The 22,900-nt window shown below is 70.1% G+C and carries 18 protein-coding genes; 9 read left to right on the plus strand and 9 right to left on the minus strand.

What is annotated here, in order from left to right; all coding sequences use genetic code 11:
* Window positions 1-310 precede the first annotated feature (310 nt).
* Complete coding sequence (locus ACYVM4_RS10180; protein ID WP_460668464.1) at window positions 311-1,351, minus strand: alpha/beta hydrolase; 1,041 nt, start codon at window positions 1,349-1,351, stop codon at window positions 311-313.
* A gap of 155 nt (window positions 1,352-1,506) precedes the next feature.
* On the opposite strand from ACYVM4_RS10180, the gene ACYVM4_RS10185 reads away from it, so the two are divergent.
* Complete coding sequence (locus tag ACYVM4_RS10185; protein WP_460668465.1) at window positions 1,507-3,006, plus strand: amino acid permease; 1,500 nt, start codon at window positions 1,507-1,509, stop codon at window positions 3,004-3,006.
* Between the two features lie 417 nt (window positions 3,007-3,423).
* Here ACYVM4_RS10185 and ACYVM4_RS10190 read toward each other — a convergent pair whose 3' ends face one another.
* The gene (locus tag ACYVM4_RS10190; RefSeq protein ID WP_460668466.1) at window positions 3,424-4,146 is read right to left on the minus strand and encodes a sirohydrochlorin chelatase; all 723 of its coding nucleotides are present in this window, start codon (window positions 4,144-4,146) and stop codon (window positions 3,424-3,426) included.
* 142 nt (window positions 4,147-4,288) lie between these two features.
* Here ACYVM4_RS10190 and cobA point away from each other — a divergent pair, with 142 nt between their 5' ends.
* From cobA to ACYVM4_RS10205, 3 genes are all read left to right on the plus strand, one after another.
* Window positions 4,289-5,311, plus strand: a complete 1,023-nt coding sequence (gene cobA, locus ACYVM4_RS10195) for a uroporphyrinogen-III C-methyltransferase (protein ID WP_460668467.1) — start codon at window positions 4,289-4,291, stop codon at window positions 5,309-5,311.
* A complete protein-coding gene (locus ACYVM4_RS10200; RefSeq protein ID WP_460668468.1) occupies window positions 5,301-6,149 on the plus strand; it encodes a uroporphyrinogen-III synthase in 849 nt (282 codons plus the stop codon). Before cobA ends, ACYVM4_RS10200 begins: the two co-directional genes overlap by 11 nt.
* Before the next feature lie 933 nt (window positions 6,150-7,082).
* Window positions 7,083-9,491, plus strand: a complete 2,409-nt coding sequence (locus ACYVM4_RS10205; protein ID WP_460668469.1) for a bifunctional polysaccharide deacetylase/glycosyltransferase family 2 protein — start codon at window positions 7,083-7,085, stop codon at window positions 9,489-9,491.
* Window positions 9,492-9,603: 112 nt separating this feature from the next.
* Here the strand turns inward: ACYVM4_RS10205 and ACYVM4_RS10210 are convergent, their stop codons facing one another.
* Window positions 9,604-9,954 (minus strand): hypothetical protein, encoded by a 351-nt coding sequence (locus ACYVM4_RS10210; protein ID WP_460668470.1) that lies wholly within the window; start codon window positions 9,952-9,954, stop codon window positions 9,604-9,606.
* A 113-nt stretch (window positions 9,955-10,067) separates the two neighbouring features.
* On the minus strand, window positions 10,068-11,123 hold the full coding sequence (locus ACYVM4_RS10215) for a chitinase (RefSeq protein WP_460668471.1): 1,056 nt from the start codon (window positions 11,121-11,123) through the stop codon (window positions 10,068-10,070).
* Window positions 11,124-11,632: 509 nt separating this feature from the next.
* Here ACYVM4_RS10215 and deoC point away from each other — a divergent pair.
* From deoC to ACYVM4_RS10230, 3 genes are all read left to right on the plus strand, one after another.
* Window positions 11,633-12,286 carry a deoxyribose-phosphate aldolase gene (deoC, locus tag ACYVM4_RS10220; RefSeq protein ID WP_460668472.1) on the plus strand — a complete coding sequence of 218 codons (654 nt, stop codon included), beginning with the start codon at window positions 11,633-11,635 and terminating at the stop codon, window positions 12,284-12,286.
* 267 nt (window positions 12,287-12,553) lie between these two features.
* On the plus strand, window positions 12,554-12,991 hold the full coding sequence (locus ACYVM4_RS10225) for a hypothetical protein (RefSeq protein ID WP_460668473.1): 438 nt from the start codon (window positions 12,554-12,556) through the stop codon (window positions 12,989-12,991).
* 262 nt (window positions 12,992-13,253) lie between these two features.
* Window positions 13,254-13,697: a hypothetical protein gene (locus tag ACYVM4_RS10230; protein WP_460668474.1), complete on the plus strand. Its 444-nt coding sequence runs from the start codon at window positions 13,254-13,256 to the stop codon at window positions 13,695-13,697.
* Between the two features lie 150 nt (window positions 13,698-13,847).
* On the opposite strand, the gene mfd is transcribed toward ACYVM4_RS10230, so the two are convergent.
* Window positions 13,848-17,567: a transcription-repair coupling factor gene (gene mfd, locus ACYVM4_RS10235; RefSeq protein WP_460668475.1), complete on the minus strand. Its 3,720-nt coding sequence runs from the start codon at window positions 17,565-17,567 to the stop codon at window positions 13,848-13,850.
* Between the two features lie 271 nt (window positions 17,568-17,838).
* Between mfd and ACYVM4_RS10240 the strand changes: the two genes are divergently transcribed.
* The gene (locus tag ACYVM4_RS10240) at window positions 17,839-18,336 is read left to right on the plus strand and encodes a DUF2505 domain-containing protein (protein ID WP_460668476.1); all 498 of its coding nucleotides are present in this window, start codon (window positions 17,839-17,841) and stop codon (window positions 18,334-18,336) included.
* A 112-nt stretch (window positions 18,337-18,448) separates the two neighbouring features.
* Complete coding sequence (nhaA, locus tag ACYVM4_RS10245; RefSeq protein ID WP_460668477.1) at window positions 18,449-19,744, plus strand: Na+/H+ antiporter NhaA; 1,296 nt, start codon at window positions 18,449-18,451, stop codon at window positions 19,742-19,744.
* Window positions 19,745-19,791: 47 nt separating this feature from the next.
* Here the strand turns inward: nhaA and ACYVM4_RS10250 are convergent, their stop codons facing one another.
* The 4 genes from ACYVM4_RS10250 to ACYVM4_RS10265 form a co-directional block, all read right to left on the minus strand.
* Entirely contained in the window at window positions 19,792-20,562 is a 771-nt protein-coding gene (locus tag ACYVM4_RS10250; RefSeq protein WP_460668478.1) for a hypothetical protein, read from the minus strand.
* Window positions 20,559-21,137 carry an aminoacyl-tRNA hydrolase gene (gene pth / locus ACYVM4_RS10255; protein ID WP_460668479.1) on the minus strand — a complete coding sequence of 193 codons (579 nt, stop codon included), beginning with the start codon at window positions 21,135-21,137 and terminating at the stop codon, window positions 20,559-20,561. Before pth ends, ACYVM4_RS10250 begins: the two co-directional genes overlap by 4 nt.
* A 98-nt stretch (window positions 21,138-21,235) precedes the next feature.
* Window positions 21,236-21,853 (minus strand): 50S ribosomal protein L25/general stress protein Ctc, encoded by a 618-nt coding sequence (locus ACYVM4_RS10260; protein ID WP_460668480.1) that lies wholly within the window; start codon window positions 21,851-21,853, stop codon window positions 21,236-21,238.
* Window positions 21,854-22,099: 246 nt separating this feature from the next.
* Window positions 22,100-22,894, minus strand: a complete 795-nt coding sequence (locus tag ACYVM4_RS10265; protein WP_460668481.1) for a WecB/TagA/CpsF family glycosyltransferase — start codon at window positions 22,892-22,894, stop codon at window positions 22,100-22,102.
* Between the last annotated feature and the right edge of the window lie 6 nt (window positions 22,895-22,900).

The raw sequence follows: 22,900 nt of genomic DNA on the forward strand, positions 1-22,900 counted from the left end.
CGGATCTGCACAACGGCCGGTGCCGGCGGGAGAGATGGGCTCAGGTGCCGGACGGACCGGTGGGAAGGCTCCCTAAAGGCATGCGCGGATCAGCGCCGTACCGGAAGCGGTTGTTCGGCCTCGATGCCCCCGGCATCGGCCTTCCCCCTGAACCGGCTCCCCTGCCAGCTCTGCTTACTGCACCGTACGGTCGGTGTTATTGCATGTGCAAGCCGAGAGGGGAGCGGCGGTCCGCTCCGGGAGCGCTCCCTCCCCCGCTGGGCCGCGCCAATCCGCGGATCGTCCGCTGACCGGGGACGACGACGAGAGATCAGTCACGTCCGGGTGCCGATGGCTCCGTCGCGGGGTCTGCCGGGAGGCCGGGCGGGAGCTCTGCCGAGGGCCCTGACGCGGACCCCCCGGCGGTCATGGCGGCGTCGAGCACCCGGGCCTCGGGCAGCTCGAAGTGGTCCACGCCCTCGCGGTAGCGCACGCTGGTCCGCGTCCAGCCGGCGTCCTGGTACCAGGCGCGCCCGGCCGCCGCCGCGGAGAGCGCGTCGAACGGTGCGTCGGGGTCGGTGCCGTCGTCGTCGAGACCCACGTCCCAGTGCAGGACCAGCTGCTCGAGCTGCTCGTCCGTCGGCTCCGAGGACCCGGTGGACGGCGCCCCGCCGCCGCCGGAGAGCACCGCGCCTCCGCCCGCCAGGAAGTCCGCGCGGTCCGCCAGCAGCTCGTAGCTGATGAACTCGGCGCCCCCGGAGTAGCCGTGCAGCCACGTGCGGGAGCGGTCGAGGTCGTACTCGGCGAGGATCCGGTGCTCGGCCAGGGCCACGAACCAGTCGGCGTTGCCGTCGAGGTCCTCCCACCACGTGGGCTCGCCCTGCCGGTCCGGGGTGCGGGGAGTCACGAGCACCGCGTTGTGCGAGCGCGCGACCTCCGCGAGGCACGAGACTTTGTGCTCCGGGTGGTGGTACTCGTAGGCCCCGTCCCCGTGCAGGCGGAAGACCACGCCGACCGGCTCGCTCCAGTCGATGCCGTCGGCGAAGACGTGGTAGCTGCTGGTCGTGCCGTCGTGCTCGAAGGCGACGTCGAGCCGGTCCGAGGTCCCCTCCGCCCAGCGCAGCCCCCCTGTGAGCGCAGGGCCGGTGCTGAGCGGGCGGGCCCCGCCGCGCGGGGCGGTGCTCACGCCCTCGAGGCCGTAGGGGGCGCAGGAGACCTGCTCCTCCGGCCCCGGGGCCGGCGTCCACGACCACCGGACGGCGAGCGTCGCGATGACCAGGGCCAGCAGGGCGCCGGTGAGAATGGCCACATCCACGACCCAGCGGGATCCGCGGCGCGGCGCGGCCTCGCCCGGATCCGCATGCGTTTTCACCCGTCCATTCTAGGTGGAAGCACGTGCAGCCGCCTCCTGCCGAATTTCGGTTTCGCAACCGGTCCTCCATAATCGGCCAGGACCGTTCGGGGGGACGGCGCCCCCCACTTCCTCCTTCCGTGGTCCGTCCACCGCACCAGAGGAGAAGATTCCGCGTGACCAGCACCGCACGTCCTCGGGCCGAGCAGAGCCCTCCTGCGACCCAGGAGCAGCTGCAGTCCCAGCAGAAGCTGCGCCGCAGCCTCAAGCCGCGCCACCTGACCATGATCGCGATGGGCGGGGCCATCGGCACCGGCCTGTTCGTGGCCTCGGGCAACACCATCGCCACCGCCGGTCCCGGGGGGGCGCTGCTGGCCTACGTGGTCATCGGCTTCATGGTCTTCCTGCTGATGCAGAGCCTCGGCGAGATGGCGACCTACCTGCCGGTCTCGGGCGCGTTCGAGGAGTACTCGACCCGCTTCGTGAGCCCCTCCTTCGGCTTCGCCATCGGCTGGAACTACTGGTACAACTGGGCGATCACCGTGGCCGCCGAGCTCGTGGCCGCCGCGCTGATCATGCGCTACTGGTTCCCCGACTCGCCCTCGTGGATCTGGTCCGGGTCCTTCCTGGCGATCCTGTTCGCCCTCAACGCGCTGAGCGCCCGGGCCTACGGCGAGAGCGAGTTCTGGTTCTCCCTCGTGAAGGTCGTCACGATCGTGCTCTTTCTGGGGCTCGGCATCCTGATGATCGTCGGGATCCTGGGCGGGGAGTCGCCCGGCTTCGAGAACTGGACCACCGGGGACGCGCCCTTCGTGGGCGGCGGCCTCGGCATCCTGGCGATCTTCATGGTGGCCGGCTTCTCCTTCCAGGGCACCGAGCTCGTCGGTGTCGCCGCCGGCGAGGCGGAGAACCCCGAGAAGAACGTGCCCAAGGCCATCCGCACCGTGTTCGTGCGGATCCTGCTGTTCTACGTGGGCGCGATCACCGTGATCGGCTTCCTCATCCCCTACACCAGCCCCAACCTGCTCACGAGCGGCGTCGAGGACATCTCCATCTCCCCGTTCACCCTGGTCTTCCAGAACGCGGGCGTCCTGGCGGCGGCGTCCGTGATGAACGCGGTGATCCTCACCGCGATCCTCTCGGCCGGCAACTCCGGTCTCTACGCCTCCACCCGCATGCTCTGGGCGCTGGCCAAGGGCGGCAAGGCGCCGCGCTTCCTGGCGAAGGTCAACCGCCGCGGCGTGCCCATGAACGCGCTGATCGCCACCACGCTGGTGGGCGGGGCGTCCTTCCTCACCACGTTCATCGGGGACGGGGACGCCTACGTGTGGCTGGTCAGCGCCTCGGGGCTGGCCGGGTTCATCGTGTGGATGGGCATCGCCTGGAGCCACTACCGCTTCCGCAAGGCCTACACCGCCCAGGGCCACGACCTCGCCGATCTTCCCTACCGGGCACGGTTCTTCCCGCTCGGTCCTGTGGTGGCGCTCGTGCTGTGCGCCGTGGTGATCCTCGGGCAGAACTACCAGGCGTTCATCGGCGACATGGACCTCATGGCCGCCCTGACCGCCTACATCGGCCTGCCGCTGTTCCTGGCCCTGTGGTTCGGCCACAAGCTGGTCACCGGGTCGAAGATGGTCCGCTACGAGGACGCGGACCTCGCCCGCCCGCGCGACTGACCGCCCCGGGTCCCACGCCCGGCCACCCCGGCGCCGAGTCCCCAAGATCCCGGCAGCACTTCCACCCAGTCCCCGAGTCCCCGGCGACACTTCCGCCGAGTCCCCAAGCTCCCGGCGAAACGCCCACCAAGTCCCCAGACTCCAGGTGTCACCCTCGCCGTGTACCCCAGCGCCGCGGCTGCCCTGGCGCTGAGTCCCCACTGTGCGGGTGGCATGTCCGCCGAGTCCCCAACCCCGTGGCAGCTCCCCAAACTACATCTGGGGATCTGCGCCGGGACTGGGGGCTCGGCGCAGAAGGGTGAGAGAAACCGGGGACTCGATGCAGGGAGCGCGTGCACTGGGGGCTCGGCGCACCAAGTGGCCCGGGCGAGTGCACCTGGACACCTGGCACACCCGGTGGGCTGAGCGGGCAGGGGCTCAGGCCACCGAGCGGTAGCGCGAGACCACCACGTCCACGAGCTCGGCGGGGACCTCGCCCTCCGGCACGGCCAGCGGCTCGGTGTCCACGTCCGCGCCGGCCTTCCGTGAGAGGTCCAGGAAGTAGCCGGGCGCCAGCAGGTAGTTGGCGACGACGACGCGGCCGCCGTCCGCCAGGCCGGCGCGGGCGCCGGACACCGCTTCTTTCACGCGGGGGCGCGCGGCGGCCAGGTAGGACACGGCCACGGGCCGGTCGAGCTCCTCGGCCAGCAGGTCCGCCACCGCGGCGCAGTCCGCCACCGCTCGGCGGTCCGAGGACCCGGCGGTGGCGAGCACCACGGCGTCGTGCTCGCCCAGCGGCGCCCCGGCGGCCGTGCACGCCTCGTGCACCCGCCGGGCGAGCAGCCGGGCCAGCTCCCGGTCCGGGCCCAGGGCGGCCGAGACCCGGTGGAGGTCGTCGGCGGCGACCGCCTCGGCCACGTCCACGTAGACGTGGTAGCCGGCGGAAAGCAGCAGCGGGACCACCACCGCGGGGCGCCCGGCGTACTGCTCGGTGCGCTCGGCCAGGTCGGGGGTCTGGACGTCCACCCACGTGGGCACCACCTCGACGTCCGGCAGCTCGGCGGCGACGGCGTCCACGAGACGCTGCACGGCGGTGCGGCCGGCCGGGGAGCTGGTGCCGTGGGCGCAGGCGAGCAGGACGGGGGGCTCGGTGGTCGTCATGGATCCAGCCTACGATCGGGGCCCGGACCGCGGCGCCGGCGTCACGCGGCGTCACGCGGGCAACCGTGCTGTAACACGCGTGCCTCATCCTGGTAGTGGTGGCCGGCCCGCCACGACCCCCGCTCGCCCCCTGGAGGACCGCATGCTGTTGACCGCCGACTTCACCGGAGTCCCGGTGCTCGTCCTCGGCGTCCCGGACGACACCCGGCGCGCCCGTCGCCGCTACGAGGCGGCCGGGGCGGCCGTCCGATCCGTGACCCAACCGGATCTGCTCGGCCCGGCGGACCTCGCGGGCGTCGCGCTCGCCGTGGTCGTCGGACGGGCGGCACCGCGCTGGCGCGAGGCCCTGGACGCGGCCGGCGCGCGCGTGCCCGTGGTGCAGGAGCCCGCCGCCCGCACCGGCGGCCGCGTGACCCTGGTCGGCGGCGGGCCCGGCGCCGACGACCTGCTCACCGTGCGCGCCGTGGCGGCCCTGCAGGACGCCGACGTGGTCTTCGTCGACCGGCTCGCCCCCGGGGGCGCGGTGGCCGCCGCCGCCCCCGGCGCCGAGATCGTCCCCGTCGGCAAGACCCCCGGCCACCACCCGGTCCCGCAGGCGAAGATCCAGGACCTCATGGTGGAGCACGCCCTGGCCGGCCGCTCGGTGGTGCGGCTCAAGGGCGGGGACCCCTACGTCTTCGGCCGCGGCGCCGAGGAGCTCGCCGCGTGCGCCGCCCACGGCATCCCCGTGGACGTGGTCCCGGGCATCACCAGCGCGGTCTCGGTGCCGGGCGCGGCCGGGATCCCGGTGACCTTCCGCGAGGTGTCCCGGATGTTCACGGTCGCCTCCGGGCACGTGCCGTTCTCCGAGGCGGAGCTCGCCCACTTCGCCGGACTCGGCGCGGGCGGCGGCACGCTCGTGGTGCTCATGGGCGTGGCGACCCTCCCCCACCTCGTGGCCGGCCTGGTCCGGGCCGGCGCCGATCCCGCGACCCCGCTGGCCGTGGTCGAGCGCGGCTTCACCGACCGGCAGCGCTCCACGGTCACCACGCTCGCGACCGCGGTCGCGGACACCGCGGCGGCGGGCTGCGGCTCGCCCGCCGTCGTCGTCGTCGGCCCGGTGGTCCGCCTGGCGACCGCCGAGCGGGACGCGTTCCTCGCGGAGGTGACCGCCCATGGCTGCTGAGGACCTGCCCCTGGCCGGGCGGGTGGTGGGCGTGACCGCGCACCGCCGCTCCGAGGACCAGATCGCGGCCCTCGAGCGCCGCGGTGCCCGCGTGCTGCACGCCCCCGCCCTGCGCGTGGAGCCGATCGGCGAGGACGCCAGTCTCGCCGCCGCCTCCCGGGCGATGTTCGAGGCCCGCCCCGACCTGGTGCTGCTGACTACGGGCTACGGTCTGCGCCGCTGGCACGACGCCGCCGTGGCCCAGGGCTTCGACGCGGACCTGCTGCTGTGCCTGCGCGAGGCCGCCGTCTACGTGCGCGGGCCCAAGGGCCGGGGCGCGGTGCGCGGCCTGGGCCTCGAGGACGCCGGGATGTCCGCGGACGAGACCACCGCCGGGCTCGTGGACCTCGTCCTGGCCGAGCACGGCGGGGACCTCGCCGGACGCACGATCGGCCTGCAGCTGCACGGGATCGCCGACGTGGTCCAGCGCCGCCGGCTCACCGACGCCGGGGCCCGCGTGCTCACCGTGACCCCCTATCGGTGGGCCTCCGCCGACGACGCCGGGCAGGTGCCGGTGCTCGTGCGCGAGGCCGCCGCCGGGCGGGTGGATGCCGTGACGTTCACCGCCGCCCCGGCCGTGGACGCGCTGTTCAGCACGGCCGAGGAGCTGGGGCTGCACGAGGAGCTGCTGGCGGCGTTCCGCGGCGGGATGCTCGCCGCGACCGTGGGGCCGGTGACGGCCGCGCCGCTGCTGGAGCTCGGGATCGAGCCGCTCGTGCCCGAGCGGTTCCGGATGGGCGCGATGCTCAAGCAGCTCACGGACGCCCTGTCCGGCGCGCAGCCCGACGACGGACGGTAGCCGCTCCGACTGCTGCGGCACCCGATGGGGTGAACGGGCGCGGCGGTAGGAGCAGTCTGGCAGCGGAGGCGGGCCGGGTCGCGGAAGCGCGAACGGCAGTGGACGCGCGACCGATGGTGGATCGACAACCGATCGGTGCCTCGGCGGGCGCGGGACGATTGCGGGGGCGCGCCAGGATGGGGGTCAGGGGAACCGGGGGTATCCCGACGCACCCCTGCGACCGCTCGGCAACTGCCAAGGCCGCAGGTCGGGCGGACAATCGTTCGCCGTGCATCGAATGTAGCAGACCGTGCCGGATTAGCGAACACTTTCCTGATGTAATGGTGACGAAACGGTCACGGTCAGACCGCGCCGCGCCGAGGAGGCCGTTGCGACACCTGCTCTGACCCCAGGCCGTGCCAGGGTGCCACTGGAGCCCAGCTCGGGCGGTGTCACCTGTTCTCGATAGACAGGGACAGTGGGACCGTATCAGCCGGAACCCGCCTCATTGCTTGGAGCCAGCATTTCCCGCCGGTTCACCCCAGGAGCGACATTCAGGGGAGACGGAGGAGGCGCGTGCACGCGCCATCGGGGGCCGGGGGCTTCCGCAACGCGCAACGGAAAGAAATCTGAGTACTTGCCGTGCGTAACATGAGCGACTGCCGGAAGCGGCACAATGTAGCCATAAAGGGGACAAAGGATTGCCCTCTTGTCCCCCACATAGCCCACGCCGTGACGCGACGGCTCCATGACCAGCACGAGAAGGAAGACGACATATCACCTAGTTGGGTTCGCAAATCCCCTGAGATTCAACCCTGCAAGGGTTGATGAATTGACGTTCATTTCTGCTCAGCACTCCGCCACCCTGCCACGATGCTACCCATGCGGTTCGTCAGGGGGACGAATCGATCAGCCCGCTGCGATGGGCTCGCATCGATCTTGAAAGAGTGAATTTTGGCAAATCCACCTAATCATCACACCCTGCTGTCTTCAGACGGCTGGGCCTATGAAAGCCACAGAATCAACGGTGCGTCAAGAAAGAATCCCGAGAACGACGTCGCGCCTCCGGTCTTCTTCGACAAGAGCGGCCGCCGCTGGCATCGGATTCTCATAGGGCTCGCCATCGTGCTGGTGATGGCTCTCGGCTCAGCAGCGTGGATTTTGCCGCAGGCTCTGCAACAGACGTGGGGGCAGCCGTTGAACCAGCATCTCGGATATCCCGAGGAGTTCTTCGCCGCAGGCAACCCTGAGGCCATCCCGGTGGTCGGAAATCTGAGCCAGAACGCTTTCGTCCGCATGACGCTGGTGGAAAGAGAGGCCGGAAGGACAGTCCTCGTGGATCCGTTCACGGACGAAGAGCTGCGTGAGCTGACTCCGCAGGAGGCGAGAAAGGTCGGCGACAGCCCCTACGCCATGGAGCGTTTTGGCGAGCCAGGTCCGGGTCAGCTGATACTGACCTTTGATGACGGTCCCGACTCCACCTTCACACCGCAGATCCTCGATGTGCTGGCGCAGGAACAGGTACCTGCCACTTTCTTCAACACTGGGCGCAGCATTGTGGAGCACCCGGAAGTTTTCCGCAGGACGGTCGAGGAAGGGCACATGGTGGGAAACCACACCATGACCCACATGATCGGTTGGGAGGATCCTGGTCTCAGGCACCGGGAAGAGCTCATAGGGACCGACCGCACCATGCGGTCCGTGGCGAGTTACGGAAGCCGTCTGTTCCGCTTCCCCGAGGGAAATCCTGAGCTCAAACCCCTGGCATTGCTGCACGCCCAACAGCTCGGGTACCTGCATGTGAACATGGACCTGGACACGTGGGACTGGAAGTACGGGCCGGACGAGACGGTCCCTCTGCCGGAGTTGGACGGCCAAGGGCACGTCGTGGTCATGCACGCCGGGGGCACCGACCGTACGGCCACGGTGTCCATGCTCAAAAAGTTCATCGAACGGGCCAAGGACCAGGGCTACCAGTTCACCACCTTGGAGCCGCTGCTCCCAGCCGAGTACGTCCCGGACCCCGACGCAGAACCACTTCTAGCCGACGACGCGACGGCTGCGGCGCTGTCGACCGCCACTGTGCTCCCCGGTGTGATCAGCGGCTGGCTCTTCTGGTTCTGGACCGGGTCACTGGTGCTGCTCTCCGTGCTCTCAGTGGTCCTGGCACTGCACGGCCACCGGCGCCGGAAGCGTCGCCAGTGGCGTGCGCTGCCCGATCACGAGCTGCCTCTGGTGAGCGTCGTCCTGCCCGTCTTCAACGAGGAACCGGTCGTCGAGCGGACGCTCAACGCTCTGCGCTCCAGTGACTACCCGGCACTGGAAGTGATCGCCGTCGACGACGGATCCACAGATCGGACCCTGGCGATCCTCCAAGCCTACGCTGACACATGGCCGCAGCTCCGGGTTCACACACAGTCCAACGGCGGCAAGTCCGTCGCCAGCAACCGGGGCATCCTCCATGCCACCGGAGAGATCATCATCACCATCGACGGCGACACGTTGTTCGAGTCCTCCACCATTCGCATGCTGGCCCGGCACTTCTATGACCACGACGGCAGCCGTCAGGTCGGAGCCGTGGCAGGCCAAGTTAAGGTCGGTAACCGGAGAAACGTCCTCACACTGTGGCAGAGCCTGGAGTATATGTGCGGCATCTGTATCAACCGCATGGCTGCTGGAGTAGCAGGCGCCATATCTGTGGCCCCCGGCGCCTGCACGGCTTGGCGCCGTGAAGCACTTGAGAGCGCCGGCGGCTACTCTCACGACACGCTGGCTGAGGACATGGACCTGACGCTGTCCATACATCGTCAAGGCTACGCGGTGGTGCAGGAGAACGAGGCTGTGGCGTGGACAGAAGCGCCGATGGCCCTCCGTGCGCTTACCAAGCAGCGTGTCCGGTGGACGTACGGGAACTTACAGGCCCTGCGCAAGCACTCCAGCATGATTTTCAATCCGAGGTACGGGGCGTTGGGAATGGCGGCCCTTCCCTACAATCTCGTTTCCTTTGTGATCCACCTGGTGTTCCTACCCCTTGTCATGGTGCTCATCCTTCTGAGCCTCGTATCCGGCGACTGGGAGCATTTCGCATTCATTGTGCTCATTGGAGCCGTGGTCCAAGCGATTTTCTGCTTGATCGCGATGTACATGGTCAAGGAGAGCCCGATGCACCTTCTTGTCGTGCCTATCTACCGATTCATTTTCGAGCCTTTGCGCGCCTACGTGATCTATGCGTCTCTGATTCAGGTCTTGAAAGGCCGCGTCGTGGGATGGTATAAACCGGACCGCACCAACAGCGTTATCGACATCGACAGCGTCGACGCTATGGGTGCTGTTCCTGTGGGACAGCGTGCGAAACAAGGCTGAGGCCTTACAGCGCCCTCGGTTCATGGGCGAGAACCACCTTCGGTGAGATACCGTCGATGATCCGCTCGCCGCGGACCCAGCAACTGCACGGTTGCTGGGTCCGTTACGTTGGTCAGTGGTGATCTGCAGTCACGGCCGCGGTCTTGCAAGCCATGTCCCGCGCTGTCCGCAGCCGCTTCTCCGCAACTCCGATCCTTTGCAGCAGCAGGTAGTCGATCTCACGGCTGGCCGCCGTGTGCCACCCCTGCTTGTAGGAAGCACTGCGCAGCCGTCGTTCCAGAGCGAGCCGCTCGAGGCGAGCTGACGTGTGCGTGTGGGGCCAATCCGCGATGACGAGGGCGCTGGCTGCTTCGACTTCGGCAAGAATCACGTCCAGCCGGATCGAACGGCGACGCCGAACGATCCGTGAAGCGAACAGCGTGAACATGAACGGTGCAACGATGAGCGCTTGGAGCAGGTCCATGGGGGGCCTTCCGGTGACGTGGGGGGAGCGTCACTATCAGCCTACGAGCAAGGTCGCGGAATTTCTCGCTCGACGCGGCACGTTCGCGGCGATGCCACCTCGATGAACTCGGTCTACCTGACGAACTCTGCTCCCAGCAGACCGGCGAACTCCCCCACCTGTTGATCCACCCCGCTGCACTCGACCGAAGCCATGGGGTCAGCGACCCGGTTTGCAGGACAGGGACGATCCCGGTTGAGTGCCCAGAACGACAGCCGGCCCACGCCCAGTTGCCGCGCGAACTGCCCCAGCTCTCGAGCATCAGCCTGGTCGAGGACCTCTCCGGGGACGTCGTTCTGTCCGATCATGAGGGTAAGCCCGATGCGATTCCATACCTGTTCGTCGGTCAGCTCGACCCCGGCCTCCTGGTAGAACCCCTTTAGCTGTCCGTGCGCCGCACGAGCCGCAGACTGAGCAGCCTCTGACACGCTCTGGCTTGGTTCCTTGCCGGTTCCGAAGCTCATTGTCATCAGGTTCACGCCGGTGAGATCGACACCTTCGTCAAGTGTCTGCGCCACGACATCGCTTGCATCGGCGTCGAGCCCCCGCGGAGTCACCGGCAGTGTGAGCCAGACCTGCAGCGGATCGTTCCAGATGCGCTCGTCCTGCAGCTCCGCCACGGCCTGGGCACGCCTGACATTGGCATCCTCGTACCCCAGATCGTCCAGCTCGACGTCGAAGTCCACCGTATCGACCCGGTAACGGCTCAAGACCTCGTCGTAGGCTTCATGAACACGTTCCACGTCGTGGCATACGGTCGCCAGTTCATCCCCGGCCGCGCCGCCGAAGGAGAGCGCCACATCGCCGCCGTTGTGTCGGAGGCCGGATATCTGCTGCTCGAGTTCGAACTCGCGCGAAGCATCCTCCAGGGATCCGGCGTCGCCCCATGTGAGGGTGCAAGAGTCGTGTGCGTCCGCCACGAGGAACGAGAAGACCGCTCCGCCTCCGCCGAGATTTGATTTTTGCAGCTCATACCTAGGGGCCGTGGCCAAGTACGCATAGCCGGCGAACCACGGATCGTTGAGCTCCGGGCCGGAAGAGCACGAGGCGACGAGCCCGGTGGTGGTAGCGGCCAGCAGAAGGCAACCGACGGCACGCCGCCGGCTGCCGCCTTGTCGTCTCAGCACCATGGAGCCCCCTCCGTTCGACCGTTCGTAGCCCGCTCCGGGGCCCCACTCATGCCCGTACGGCACGGTGGCAACGCGGGCCGGCCGATTCGGCGGCCTGGCGGCACGCCCGCATTATTCTACTGGTGTCACCGCGGGACCGATGCACCGAGCACCAGCACGTGAGGGCCCGGAACGGGTATCGCAGAACGACCGGGACGAGGACACCACCGATGTCGAATCTGATCGGACACCGGAAGTACAGAATGATCACAGTCACAGCGGCCGGGCACCACCGTCGGCATCGTCGTGTCCTACAGAGCCTGCCCGCAATGATCGGGGAACCACAGCCAGGGCACACTTGCAGCGTCATCGCTCTCGCGCAGATCGTGGAGGAGACCAACCGCCCCGTCATGGCCCGAGCCAGCGATCTCACGTGCCGGAGTGCAGCACGCCCGTGCGAACCCGTGGGAAGAGGCGAGCGGCGGCCGGTAGGCTGGGCGCCGACCCGCCCAACCGTCGAGAGGCCGCCCGTGACCACCCCCCAGCTCGCCCCCTACATCGACCACACGCTGCTCAAGCCGGAGGCGTCCCGTGAGCAGATCGCCACCCTGTGCGCGGAGGCCAGGCAGTACGGCTTCGCCTCGGTGTGCACCAACCCGGTGTGGACCGGCTTCGTGCGGGAGCAGCTGGCGGGCAGCGACGTGCTGACCTGCGCGGTGGTCGGCTTCCCGCTGGGCGCGTCCGCCACCGAGGTCAAGGCGTTCGAGACCGCCACGGCCGTGGCCGCCGGGGCCGACGAGATCGACATGGTCATCGACATCGCCGCCGCCCGCGCCGGCGAGCGCGAGCGGATCGAGGAGGACATCCGGGCCGTCGCCGAGGCGGCCCACCAGGGCGGGGCCCGGCTCAAGGTAATCATCGAGACGTGCCTGCTCACCGACGAGCAGAAGGTTCTCGCCTGCGAGGCTGCCGTGGCCGCCGGAGCGGACTACGTGAAGACCTCCACGGGCTTCTCCACGGCCGGGGCCACCGTGGAGGACGTCCGGCTGATGCGGGCGACCGTGGGCCCGGAGATCGGCGTCAAGGCCTCCGGCGGCATCCGCACCCGCGAGGACGCCTTGGCAATGATCGAGGCCGGCGCCTCCCGGATCGGCGCCAGCAGCGGTCCCGCGCTCCTCGGCTGAGCACGCCGATCCCGCTCGGCTCGGCCCGCCGGACCCCGACCGGGCCGAAGGCGCCGGACCCGGCTCGAGCCGACCCGCCGCGCCCTGACCCGGCTGAGCACGCCGGGCCCTGCTCGACCGGGCCCTGCTCGACCGGGTCCTGCTCGGCCGGGTCCGCCGCACCCTCCGCGGCGCGCCGCCGCCGGCCGCACCCGAGCGACTAGACTGACCGCGAACTCCCCGCGGCCGCCGCGGCCGGCCGCTCCCACCGTCAGAAGGATTGGATCCATGGCCAACCGAGCCCAGTCGTCCACCAGCACCTCGGCGGACGCCACGCCCAGCGGCCGCAGCGGCACCACCGTGCGTTCCCACTCGGGTCAGGGACGCACGGTCAACAACCTCGTGTTCCTCGCGGTCTGCATGGCCATCATGGTCGGCAGCTTCATCGCCTTCGCCAGCTACCCCAACAGCCCGCTGATCTGGTTCATCGGCCTCGGCCTCTACACCCTGGCCCTGCTCATCCCGGTGACCATCCTGCACAACAGCACCGCGAAGAAGGCCGAGGGCGGGCGCACCCTGGCCATGGACGTCCCGCCGACCACGGAGGTCGCCGGCGAGCCCACCACCGCGGCGAGCTTCCCGGACGCTCCCCGCGACATCGGCACCCGGGACGCCCAGGTCCGCGCGGAGCACCAGGACGACGCCCTGGGCAGGGCCACCCAGTAGTCCACCCCGCACGGCGACCGACGGCCCCCTCCCGCATTCGCGGGCGGGGGCCGTCGCGGTTCCCGTGGGGCGGCCGCGCGGAACGTCCGGGGCCGCCCGGGTGGAATGGGGTCACGTGGGTCGGCGCGGGGCCGCCCGTCGTGGTCGGCCGGGGGTGGCCACGCGGAACGTCCGGGGCGTCGGTCCGTGGGACTAGACTGGACGCGAATGCTTCGCGGCCGCCCGTGACCGGCCGCCTCCCACCGCCAGAAGGGTTAGATCCATGGCCAACAGAGCCCAGTCGTCCACCAGCACCTCGGCGGACTCGTCGACCGGCCGCAGCGGTGGCGCCACCGTTCGCTCGCACTCGGGTCAGGGACGCACGGTCAACAACCTCGTGTTCCTCGCGGTCTGCATGGCCATCATGATCGGCAGCTTCATCGCCTTCGCCAGCTACCCCAACAGCCCGCTGATCTGGTTCATCGGCCTCGGCCTCTACACCCTGGCCCTGCTCATCCCGGTGACCATCCTGCACAACAGCACCGCGAAGAAGTCCGTGGGCGGGCGCGCCGTGGCCATGGACGTCCCCTCGTCCACCGAGGTGCCCCGGATGGGCAAGGGCGGCACCGCCGCCGAGTTCGACGACGGTCCCCGGGACATCCGTGAGCGCGACACCCACACCGCTGCCGTCCACCACGACGACAAGTACGGCAAGGCCACCGAGTAGCACCGTATCGGCCGGACCCCGGCTGACCGGGGTCCGGAGGCGACAGGTCCAGCGACGGCGCTGACGGATCGAACCACAAAGGTCCCCTCCCGCAGCGGGAGGGGACCTTTTCCGTGCCCGGTGGACCGGGGCGGCCACCGCGCGCTCGAGTCAGGCGGTGGCGGGCTCCTTGGCGAAGACCGCCTCGACCACGCCGCGCGCCCAGGCGAGCACCGCGCCGTCCACGAGGTCCTTGCCCCCGATCCGCTCGGTCTTGGGCTTGGGGATCAGCACCTGGAAGGTGTCGGTGCCGGGCACCGCCTTGACCTGGGCGCCCGGGTAGAGGCGGGTGAGCCGCATCTGCCGGGACTCGGGGAGGTCGGCGGGGGCGAAGCGGACCATGTTGCCCTGCGCCGCGACGTCGGTGAGGCCGGCGGCGCGGGCGGCCACCCGGAACCGGGCGACCTCGAGCAGGTTCTGCACCGGCTCGGGCACTTCGCCGTAGCGGTCGACGAGCTCGTCGGCGACCTCCTGGATCGACTCCTCCGTGGCGGCGTTGGCGAGGTTGCGGTAGGCCTCCAGGCGCAGCCGCTCCCCCGGCACGTAGTCATGCGGCAGGTAGGCGTTGACCGGCAGCTCGATCTTCATCTCGGTGGGCCGCTCGTCCTCCTCGCCGCGGTACTCGGCGACGGCCTCGCCCACGAGGCGCAGGTACATGTCGAAGCCCACCCCGGCGATGTGCCCGGACTGCTCCCCGCCCAGCAGGTTGCCGGCGCCGCGGATCTCGAGGTCCTTGACGGCCAGCTGCATTCCGGCGCCGAGCTCGTTGTGGGCGGCGACGGCCTTGAGCCGCTCCAGCGCCGTCTCGGAGAGCGGCTTCTCGGCCTGGTACAGGAAGTAGGCGTAGGCCCGCTCCCGGCCGCGGCCCACGCGCCCGCGCAGCTGGTGGAGCTGCGAGAGGCCGTAGCGGTCCGCGCCGTCGACGATCAGGGTGTTGGCGTTGGCGATGTCCAGGCCGGTCTCCACGATGGTGGTGCAGACCAGGACGTCGAACTTCTTCTCCCAGAAGTCCACGATGATCTGCTCCAGCCGGGACTCGGACATCTGTCCGTGCGCCACGGCGATGCGCGCCTCGGGCACGAGCTCGGCGATCTCCTTGGCCTTGCGCTCGATCGAGGACACCCGGTTGTGGATGTAGAAGACCTGGCCCTCGCGCATGAGCTCGCGCCGGACGGCGGCGGAGACCTGCTTGTCGGTGTAGGCGCCCACGTAGGTGAGCACGGGGTGGCGCTCCTCCGGCGGGGTGGCCAGGGTGGAGGTCTCGCGGATCCCGGTCAGGGACATCTCCAGGGTGCGCGGGATGGGCGTCGCGGACATCGCCAGGACGTCCACGTTGGTGCGCATCGCCTTGAGCTTCTCCTTGTGCTCCACACCGAAGCGCTGCTCCTCGTCGATGACCACGAGGCCGAGGTCCTTGAACTGGACCTCCTTGGACAGCAGCCGGTGGGTGCCGATCACCACGTCGATCGACCCGTCCTTGAGCCCGGCGAGCGTCTCCTTGGTCTCCTTGGCGGTCTGGAACCGGGAGAGCGCGGCCAGGCGCACCGGGAAGCCGGAGAAGCGCTCGGTGAACGTCTCGGCGTGCTGCTGGGCGAGCAGCGTGGTGGGCACCAGGATGGCGGCCTGCTTGCCGTCCTGCACGGCCTTGAACGCCGCGCGCACGGCCACCTCGGTCTTGCCGTAGCCCACGTCCCCGGAGATCAGCCGGTCCATGGGGACCTCCCGCTCCATGTCCGCCTTGACCTCGTCGATGGTGGTCAGCTGGTCCGGCGTCTCGATGTAGGGGAACGCCTCCTCGAGCTCGCGCTGCCACGGGGTGTCCTCCGCGAAGGCGTGCCCGCGGGAGGCCATGCGCGCCGAGTACAGGCGGATCAGCTCGTTGGCGATGTCCCGGACGGCCCGCTTGGCGGCGCGCTTGGTCTTGTTCCAGTCCGTCCCGCCCATCTTGGACAGCGTGGGCGCTTCGCCGCCCACGTAGTTGGTGACCTGGTCGAGCTGATCGGTGGGCACGAACAGGCGGTCCCGCGGGCCGTTGCGCTTGGAGGGGGCGTACTCGAGCACCAGGTACTCGCGCACGGGCTTCGGCTGGCCGGGCTTGATCATCGCGCCGGCGATAGGCCGCTGGATGAGCTCCACGAACTGGCCGATGCCGTGCTGCTCGTGCACCACGAAGTCGCCCTGGCTCAGCGCCAGGGGGTCCACGGCGTTGCGCTTGCGCCGCACCGGGAGCTTGCGCATGTCCTTGGTGGTGTACGGGCTGGCCTTGCCCAGCAGGTCCGCCTCGGTGAGCAGCACGATCCGCGGCCCGTCCAGGGCGAAGCCCTTGCCGGCCACGGCGGTGGTGAGCTCCACGATCCCGGGCTGCGGCTCCTCGGCGAGGGTCTCGCGGCGGGCGGCGGGGATCCCGGCCTCGTGCAGCAGCTCCGCGATCCGGGCCAGCGGGCCCGGGCCCTCGGTGACGGCGACGACGCGCCAGCCGTCGGCCACCCGGCCCTGCAGGAACTCGAGCATGGCCTCGACGTCGCCGTGGAAGCCGAGCGGGTCCCGGGCGGCCACGGTGAGGGTGTCGGCGTCCGAGTCGATGAGGGCGATGTCCTCCGCGGCGGTGTCCGCGTCCACGTTTTGGCCGGCCACCGCGTTGACGTTGAGCGCGGTCACGGCCCACCAGCCGAGGCCGGTCTCCAGCGCGGTGGCCCGGGCCTCGGCGAGGGTCTGGAAGGACCCGGAGGCCAGGGTGCGGGCCTCGCCGTCGTCGTTCCGGACGACGTGCTCCGCGGAGGTGATGTCGATGGGCGCGGACTGCCCGTCCGAGGCGGACTCCCACGCGGCGAGGAGGAACTCCTCGTTGGTGGCCACGAGGTCGTGGGCGCGGGTGCGGACCTTCTCGGGCTCCATGACCACCACGAGCGAGCCGGGCGGGAGCAGGGACAGCATGGGCACCAGGCCGTCCACCAGCAGGGGCGCGAGGGACTCCATGCCCTCCACGTAGATGCCGCCGGCGATCCGCTCGAGCATCGACTCCGCGCCGGGCAAGGAGTTCTTGAGCTTCGCGGCGCGGGACATCACGGACGGCGTGATGAGCACCTCGCGGCACGGCGGGGCCACGAGCCGGTCCGGGTGGTCCCCGGTGGCCAGGGTGCGCTGATCGGCCACGGCGAACCAGCGCAGCTCGTCGACCTCGTCGCCAAAGAACTCGATGCGCACGGGGTGGTCCTCGACCGGGGAGAAGACGTCGATGATCCCGCCGCGCACGGCGAACTCCCCGCGCCGGGTGACCATGTCCACCCGGGCGTAGGCGGCCTCGGCCAGGGCGGTCACGGCGGCGTCGAAGTCGAGCTCCTCGCCCCGGGCGAAGCGCACCGGGGCCAAGTCCCCCAGGCCTTCGACGACGGGCTGGAGCACGGAGCGGACCGGGGCCGTCACCACCCGCAGCGGGCGCTCGGCGTCGTGGCCGGCCAGCCGGCGCAGCACGTCGAGGCGGCGGCCCACGGTGTCGGAGCGCGGCGAGAGCCGCTCGTGCGGCAGGGTCTCCCAGGACGGGAACTCCGCGACCTCCTCGGCCGGCAGGTACCCGCCCAGGGCCGCGGCGAGGTCCTCGGACTCGCGGCCGGTCGCGGTCACGGCCAGCAGCACCGGGGCCCGGTGGGCGGCCGGGGCCGGGGCGTCGTCGAGGGCGCGGCTCAGCTGGGCCGTGAGCACCGCGCGCATCCCGTCCGGGGCGCTGATCACGGTCTCGGCGCTGCGCTCCCCCGGCGGCAGGCCCGCCTGGGTGCGCAGATTGGCGAAGGAGCGCTCCGCCCCGAGGGCGGCGAGCAGTCCGGACAAGGTCATAGGTGAACAGTCTCCTGGGACGCTGAGTGGGGTGCTGGTGGAGCACAGAGGCTGTCGGAGCCAACGTTCGCGGGTCCCAGCTTACTCCCGGACCCCGACAGGGCCCCGGCCCGGTACACACCGTCCGGAATCCTGCGGCTCACCGGCTTCGGCCCGGGAGTTATGCCCCAGCGCCCATGCTTCGGCGTCCGCGGACGCCGGGGACCGGTGCCCGCCTACCATGGGAGCACGCGACCACCGCCGTCCGTTCACCGATGCCGAGGAGCCCTTCATGGCCGTCACCGCCACCACCACCGTCCCCGCCCACATCGAGCAGGTCGTGGTGACCTTCTCCGACGAGGAGTTCATCCGGCACGTGACCCACCGCGCCGGGGCCACCCTGGAGTCGGTGGAGGTCGTCGGCGACGTCGAGGCCCAGTTCGCCGTGACCACGGTCCGCAACATGACCGCGGACAAGCTGCCCGAGATGGCCCGGAAGTTCGTGGGCTCCTCCGTGCAGCTCACCCAGGTGGACACCTACTCCACCGCCGACGCCGACGGTATCCGGGTGGTGCGCACCGAGATCTCCGTGGGCGCCCTGCCGGTCTCGGGATCCGCCACCCAGACTCTCACCCCGCAGGGCGAGTCCACCGACGTGCACGTGCACTGCGTGGTCAAGGCCAACATCCCCTTCGTGGGGAAGATGGTCGCCGAGGCCGCCGAGCCGTTCATCGGCAAGGCCCTGTCCCTGCAGTCCCAGGAGGCCGAGGCCTGGCTCGCAAGCCGCTGAGCCGCTCAGCCGCCGGCCCCGGGGCCTCGGGTCACGGTCGGCCGGAGACCGGCCTCACAGTACGCTCGTAGACCGACCCCGATATTTCCGACGACGAACGAGGAGTCCCACTGTGAGCGCAGGCGAGACGGACCAGCACGGGCCCGGACTGGGCAACTTCCTCCGCAAGGACCTGGTGGGCGGTGTTCTGCTCCTGGTCGCGATGCTCTCGGCGCTCGTGATCGCCAACTCCCCGCTGGCCGAGCGCTACTTCGCGCTGCGCGACACCCACATCGGCATCGACTTCCCCGGCCTGGACCACACCGTGGGCGAGTGGGCCTCCGAGGGCCTGCTCGCCATCTTCTTCTTCCTGGTGGGTCTGGAGCTCAAGACCGAGTTCGTGGACGGCGAGTTGCGCAACATCCGCAAGGCCATGCTGCCCGTCGTCGCCGCCTTCGGCGGCGTGATCGTGCCGGCGCTCATCTACGTGGTGGTCAACCTGATCAGCAGCGCGGACCCGAGCACCATCGACGGGTGGGCTATCCCCACGGCCACCGACATCGCCTTCGCGGTCTCGGTGCTCGCCGTGGTCGGGGCATCTCTGCCCGTGGCCATGCGCACGTTCCTGCTGACCCTCGCCGTGGTGGACGACCTCATCGCCATCGTCATCATCGCCTTCGTCTACACCGACGACCTCAGCCCGCTGTTCCTGCTGCTGGCCCTGGTGCCGGTGGGCATCTACGCCTTCCTGGTCCAGAAGTTCCCCGACTTCTTCATGGAGCACCACTGGGCCGCCTGGGTCATCCTGCTGCCCATCGGGGTGATCACCTGGCTCTTCGTGCTCGAGGCCGGCATCCACGCGACCATCGCCGGAGTGCTGCTGGGCTTCGTGGTCCCGGTCAAGAAGGTCGCCCCGCGGGTGATCCGCCAGGAGGAGCCCGAGCTGGGCCTCGCCCCGGCCCTGGAGCACCGGTTCCGGCCGCTGACCAACGGGCTGGCCATCCCCGTGTTCGCCTTCTTCGCCGCCGGCGTGGCCGTGGGCGGACTGGACGGCGTGATGACGTCCCTGACCGACCCCGTGGCGATCGGCATCGTCCTGGGCCTGGTGTTCGGCAAGATGATCGGCATCTTCAGCTCCGCGTGGCTCATGGACCGGTTCACGCCGGCCGCCAAGGACGAGGACTACACGTGGCTGGACCTCGGCGGGCTGGCCGTGGTCGCCGGCATCGGCTTCACCGTCTCGCTGCTCGTGGCGGAGCTCAGCTTCGGCGTCGGCAGCCCCCACAACGAGCACGCGAAGGTCGGCATCCTCACCGGCTCCGCGATCGCCGCAGTGCTCGGCGGCTCCCTGCTGGCCGTGCGCAACACCCACTACAAGAAGCTGCGCGCGCAGGGCGTGGAGGTCGACAAGCTGGACGCCCCCGACTGACGATCCGGAACACGTGCTCCTCGTCGATGACCGGAGTACTGGAACCCTCAGTACGACAACGGCCTTCCGCCGGGGAGCAGTCCGGCGGGCGGGTCTGGACGCGGCGTCAGTTCCGGGTGGAGGCCCACGATCCTCATGGCCCGGATCAGCAGGAGCGTCATGGTCAGCAGCTTCAGGGTGATCCGCACCATCGCCGCGACCTCGCCCCAGGGGCCGTCGAACAGGCCGGGACGGGCGGCGCCCACCAGGACGTAGCCCACGGCGACGAGCACGAACGGCACCACGGTGGCCAGCAGCGCCCAGGACTCGGAGCGGGCGGTCGGCGCGCTCGCTCGATGCAGCCGGATCAGCCCGCCCACCAGCACGAGTCCGGACACCGCCCAGAAGACGAGTCCGCCGAGCTCCTGGGCGGTGGTCGCGCCCAGCGAAGGCACCAGCCGGTCCAGGCCGAGGCGGGCGCCCACCCGCTCGTGGATGCGGAAGAGGTCGTCGGAGACCAGCAGCAGGAAGACACCGCCCCACGCGGCCAGCACGCGTTGCGCCGCATCGCGCAGGCCCATGTGAAGGAGAAGTACCGCGGCGGCACCGAGCTGGATCAGCCCGAACAGCTCCATCAGTGAGCCGTCAGCTCCACCGTTCCAGAGGGCGCCCGAGCGGAAAGGTCGATACGAACTGTCGTCCGGGTCCAGGACAAATCCACCGCGGTGGAGGACGTGGGCGATCAGCAGCAGCGCGTTGACCACCATGGCCGCACCTGCGATCCGCACGGGCCAGGGCACGGCAAGCTCCCGCGTCCACAGCTCGCGGGCGGGAGTCACCGGGCGTGGAACTTCTGCTGCGCCTCGAGCAGTCCGTTCTCGACGAGGTGCTCGACCGCGTCGGCCGCGTCGTCGAGCAGGAAGGGCAGCTCCTTGCCCTCGGTGGAGGAGAAGGGCTTGAGCACGTAGGAGGCGGCGTCCATCCGACCGGGCGGACGGCCCACGCCCACGCGCACCCGGTAGTAGTCCTTCGTGGACAGGGCCTTGGACATGTCCCGCAGTCCGTTGTGCCCGCCCTCTCCCCCGCCGATCTTGAGCTTGAGGGCGGCGAAGGGGATGTCGATCTCGTCGTGCACGGCGATGACCCGCTCGGCGGGGATGTCGTAGAACCTGGCGAGCCCGGCCACGGGCCCGCCGGAGAGGTTCATGTAGGTCAAGGGCTTGGCCAGCACCACGCGCGGCCCGCCCGGGCGCAGGCGGGACTCCAGGACCTGGGCGCGGGCCTTGTGCACTTTGAAGGCGCCGCCCAGCCGGGAGGCGAGCTCGTCGAGGACCATCTGCCCCACGTTGTGCCGGGTCCGGGCGTACTCGGGGCCGGGGTTGCCCAGTCCCACGACCAGCCATGCGTCGGCCATCAGTGCCTCCATCGAAGTTGAGAAGAGAGCGGTCATGCGAAGTGCGGGGCGGCTGGTGAGCCGCCCCGCACTTCGGAGAATCGGTTGAGCGGTGAGGCTCAGGCCTCGTTCTCGGGGACGACGTCGCCCTCGGGGGTCGCGTCCTCGCCGCCGGCGGACTCCTCGCCGAGGTCCTGGGCCTGGGGCTCGGAGACGTTGATGACCAGCAGCTCCGGGTCGGAGACCATGGTCACGCCCTCGGGCAGGCGGACGTCGGCGGCGTAGACGTGGTCGCCCACGCCGTGGCCGTCGAGGTTGATGGTCACGGCGTCGGGCACGTTCAGGGCGTCGGCCTCGACCGTGAGGGTGTTCTCCTCGACGTTGTGCACGGCGGTCTGGTCGACCTCGCCGATGACGTGGACGGGGATCTCGACCTCGACCTTCTCACCGCGGCGCACGGCGAGCAGGTCCACGTGCAGGATCTCCGGGCGGGTGGCGTGGCGCTGGATGTCCTTGACCATGACCAGCTGCGTGGCGCCCTCGACGTCGAGCTCGAGCACGGCGTTGGAGTGACGCACGGCGAGCATGGTCTCGTGGCCGGGGATGACCACGTGCTGCGGCTCGGCGCCGTGGCCGTAGACCACCGCGGGGATCTGGCTGTTGTTGCGGATGCGGCGGGCGTAGCCCTTGCCGAAGTTGCTGCGCGTGGTGGCGGGGATGCGGATGGTGTCAGCCATGGGAACTCCTCGAAGTCGGGTCTGTCGTGTGAATGGCCAGGCGATACCGGCCGCAGACCCTCCCCCGGTGCCGCGGGCTCCTCAGGAGCGGCCGCGCCCGCGAGGCGGGAACGTTCAACCAGCCGTCGTCGATCACGGGACCCGCAGGGGTCCCCTCGCCTTGGCAACCGGACAAGGCTAGCACGGTGGTCGGTTCCAGGGGCCCGGAGGCATGGGCCGGGCCCGCCGTGACGTCTCCGCTCAGCCTCAGGCGACCGGCGCCGCATCCTTCCGAAGGCCCTTGGTCACCAAGAGGTAGGCCAGGATCCACGGCTCGACGACGTACCGGTGGCCCAGCCGGCGCGGCTGGGTCACCAGCCGATAGGCCCACTCCAGTCCGATCGGTCCGAGCCAGCGGGGCGGCGGCTTCTGAATGCCCGCGTACTCGTCGATCCCGCCTCCGACGGCGGCGTAGATCGCCGTGGGCAGCTCCTCCCAGCGCCGGCTCAGGAACTCCTCCTGCAGCGGCATGCCCAGGCCCACGATGACGAAGTCCGGCCGGAACTCCTGGAGGGACCGGACGACGTGCTCCTCGAGCACGGGGTTCCAGCCCTCCCCCGGCCAGCCCTCTATCCGCCCGGCGGGCGCGTCCCGCCGGAGCATGTCCACGGTACGGGCGTTGCCCTCGGGGGTCGCGCCGACGACGGCGACGCGCCGCACCGGGGTGCGCCCCATGAGGCCGGGCAGCCAGTCCAGGGTGCCCAGGCGGTGCCGCTTGGCGCTGAGCGCACGGCCGGACCGCCACTTGGCCAGCTTCAGGACGGGGAAGCCGTCCGTCAGCACCACATCGGCCTTCTCGTAGAAGGCACGGAAGGTCGGGTTGACCTCCCACGTGTAGAGGCTGTGCAGATTGTGGGCGAGAACAGCGGCCTTGCGCCGCTCCAGCCACGTGGCCGAGATCCATCGGTGCAGCTCCTCGGCGTCCATGGGCGTCACGCGGACACCGCTGACCGGGATCTCGATCGGGCCCGTGCTCGGGGCACGGGTCTGGTGCTTCAACATGCGAAT

This window comes from Kocuria himachalensis, from assembly GCF_054784195.1.

Excerpts from the sequence above, each read along its gene's own strand:
- ACYVM4_RS10210 (WP_460668470.1), bottom strand. The coding sequence starts at position 9,954 with ATGGACCTGCTCCAAGCGCTCATCGTTGCACCGTTCATGTTCACGCTG.
- ACYVM4_RS10260 (WP_460668480.1), bottom strand. The coding sequence starts at position 21,853 with ATGGCTGACACCATCCGCATCCCCGCCACCACGCGCAGCAACTTCGGC.
- pth (WP_460668479.1), bottom strand. The coding sequence starts at position 21,137 with ATGGCCGACGCATGGCTGGTCGTGGGACTGGGCAACCCCGGCCCCGAG.
- ACYVM4_RS10200 (WP_460668468.1), top strand. The coding sequence starts at position 5,301 with ATGGCTGCTGAGGACCTGCCCCTGGCCGGGCGGGTGGTGGGCGTGACC.
- ACYVM4_RS10225 (WP_460668473.1), top strand. The coding sequence starts at position 12,554 with ATGGCCAACCGAGCCCAGTCGTCCACCAGCACCTCGGCGGACGCCACG.
- ACYVM4_RS10230 (WP_460668474.1), top strand. The coding sequence starts at position 13,254 with ATGGCCAACAGAGCCCAGTCGTCCACCAGCACCTCGGCGGACTCGTCG.
- cobA (WP_460668467.1), top strand. The coding sequence starts at position 4,289 with ATGCTGTTGACCGCCGACTTCACCGGAGTCCCGGTGCTCGTCCTCGGC.
- ACYVM4_RS10240 (WP_460668476.1), top strand. The coding sequence starts at position 17,839 with ATGGCCGTCACCGCCACCACCACCGTCCCCGCCCACATCGAGCAGGTC.
- mfd (WP_460668475.1), bottom strand. The coding sequence starts at position 17,567 with ATGACCTTGTCCGGACTGCTCGCCGCCCTCGGGGCGGAGCGCTCCTTC.
- ACYVM4_RS10190 (WP_460668466.1), bottom strand. The coding sequence starts at position 4,146 with ATGACGACCACCGAGCCCCCCGTCCTGCTCGCCTGCGCCCACGGCACC.
- ACYVM4_RS10265 (WP_460668481.1), bottom strand. The coding sequence starts at position 22,894 with ATGTTGAAGCACCAGACCCGTGCCCCGAGCACGGGCCCGATCGAGATC.
- ACYVM4_RS10215 (WP_460668471.1), bottom strand. The coding sequence starts at position 11,123 with ATGGTGCTGAGACGACAAGGCGGCAGCCGGCGGCGTGCCGTCGGTTGC.